3 protein-coding genes are annotated in these 2,362 nt (G+C 40.9%); 1 reads left to right on the forward strand and 2 read right to left on the reverse strand.

The features are described 5' to 3' along the window. Positions 1-513 precede the first annotated feature (513 nt). The gene (locus CLOSYM_RS22670; protein ID WP_009297855.1) at positions 514-666 is read left to right on the forward strand and encodes a hypothetical protein; all 153 of its coding nucleotides are present in this window, start codon (positions 514-516) and stop codon (positions 664-666) included. A gap of 832 nt (positions 667-1,498) precedes the next feature. Here CLOSYM_RS22670 and CLOSYM_RS00070 read toward each other — a convergent pair. Then, a complete protein-coding gene (locus CLOSYM_RS00070) occupies positions 1,499-1,984 on the reverse strand; it encodes a hypothetical protein (RefSeq protein ID WP_009297854.1) in 486 nt (161 codons plus the stop codon). A 4-nt stretch (positions 1,985-1,988) separates the two neighbouring features. Then, positions 1,989-2,362 (reverse strand): hypothetical protein (locus CLOSYM_RS22875; RefSeq protein WP_021640464.1); only part of this gene is annotated, 374 nt, incomplete at its 5' end.

Below are 2,362 nucleotides of genomic sequence, written 5' to 3' on the forward strand. Positions count from 1 at the left end.
GTTTGTCTTGCTGGGATTTTTCCGGTGTGTTTCCCCCCCTTAAGCCCCCGGGTGTGCGCCATTGTAACATAGCATCAGGGGGACTGCCAATTTCGATTCCCTTGCGTTTTTCTTACCGAAAACTTACTTGCCATGAATTTCAGAAGGTCAAACATTTCTTACATAGGTGGCGTGGCGGCATCCAGGTTTTCCGATATTCTGTATTCTGCCCCCAGTGCTTCAAAACCACCGCTGAGAATGAAAAAACTGCTGGGTGAAAAAGCCCAAACTTGTTATGCTGGATACCCCTGTTTTTTGAATACTTTTGTTCCGTATTCTGCTACCTAACGCCTCTAAAACTACCGTGTGGTAAAGCCAAAATTTGTTATGCTGGATGCCCTTGTTATTTGAATATTTTTTTCCTGCATTTCAGATAAACTTATACCACCAGCCAAAGCTAATTTCACCAAAACCAATGTTTTTAAGACACTGCGCGGAAAGAAATCATGTATCACAGGTGATTGAGCAGGCGAAGTGATTTTAAAGCATCTGCCTGATGCTGACCGGGATACCCTGAACCAGTACCTTGAACATCTGGTGGAACAGATGGCAGAAGAAGAACCTTATCTATACGTGGGCGGATTCAAAGATGGCATCTGGGTCATGAAGTTTACAGGAAATCTGTAAGAGATTATCACCAGAAAAAGACCACAGCCATTGAACTCCAATGCAGGATTCAGCGGCTGTGTTTTGTGTCTGTTGTTAAACGTTTTTTGGTCTGGAAACAAATGTGTTTCCTCCCCCTTAACCCCCCGAGTGTGCGCCATTGCACCATGAACATATATCATCCGTCAATTTCAATTCTCTTGCGTTTTTCTTACTGAATCCTTACTGGAGGTCAGGGTCGAAAATAATATTTGAGGCAATCTGTGGGTGGCTTGGCGGCACCCGGCTTTTCTGTTTTCTGAGGTTTTGGCACCCAAACAGCTTAATCACCGCAGAAAACCGGCCTTTGACAGGTGGCTTGAAGGAAAATGTATTTTTTGAGCCGGTAACATCTAATACACAGTGGCTGTCCATATATCCGTTTCTCTTACCCCTGTTACGCACCGTGACCGCCCGTGTGCCGCTTTTATACGTTTTCCGGCTTTTGGCAGGGGGAATACTTTGATTCAACCACAATATTCAGCGAATTCCCAGCTTTTTCATGCAAAACAGAGTGAACATCCCACTCCTATGCCAACAAGTGGCTCCGGCCCGCCATCTCTTAGACCTGTTACGTACCGTGACGGCCGGTGTGTCGGTTTTAAGACACTGCTCGGAAAGATATACCATGAAGCACGTATTCTGGCTCGTTGAGCCAATGTGGAACAGAGGCATTTCTCCCCAAATCAGCCAATATGTCCAGGGTCGAAAAGTGTGCAGGTTAAAGAGGTTATGCTGGAAAACGCATAACCTCTGGGGACATCGCCCGGCAAAGCCGGGCGAATAATCATAGTTAAAATTAATATTACATTAACTACTGCTCATAAACCGTAATAGTCAACCCCAGTTCTCCCATTATCTCGTTCCCAGTTTCTACTATAATTTTTTTGTGTGGAAACAATTCTTTCAATCTTTGTTGCCAATTATAAACTAAGATGTCACAGAACTGCATTATTAACGAATTATTTTGATAAGATTCGTCTGTACAATTTATGAATAAATCTCCGATACTCCAGCTATTAACCCATTGTTCTATAAGTTTTTTGTTCTTACCAAATCGTTCTTCTAATTTCTTGACTTTTTTTATAGCCTCCTCACCTTCTTCTTCGAAAAAAACAGAAACAAAAATATATTCTCCTATCTGAATAAAATCAGGGCATAACAAATATGAAATCGCAATAATATCTTCTAATGAATTACAATTACATGCATGTTCAAATAAATTTAATCCTTTAGGCTCTCTAAACTTTTTCATTATTCCTTGTTTTACAATGCTATTGCAATATCTTATTTCATACATTTTATCACCATCCAAAAAGATCTAAAATAAACTGTGGTACCGGGCCATCTAATTTATAAGGACTTAAAAACTTTTTACCTGCAGGGTTAGTATTAATTTTAAATCCTTTTACTCTACTAGAGCTTATATCATAAATCAAATCTCCATTATCATCATATACAAATACATGCTCTCCATTCTCCGTTCTGAGAAAGCTGTTCGGATCATTTGTAGGCGGTCTATCTGAACCTGCCTGATTGACTTTAACAGTTCCTTTGTCTGTTAAATTGTCGAAATCAGAACTGTTTAGTTCGCTCGTATCCTTTAAATTTCTTTCCCAAGAATCAGCTTCCCCCTCACTCTTTTCTCGATTCGCTTCCCCCCTTGCCTCACCTCTGG

This window comes from [Clostridium] symbiosum ATCC 14940, assembly GCF_000466485.1.
GTDB lineage: Bacteria > Bacillota > Clostridia > Lachnospirales > Lachnospiraceae > Otoolea > Otoolea symbiosa.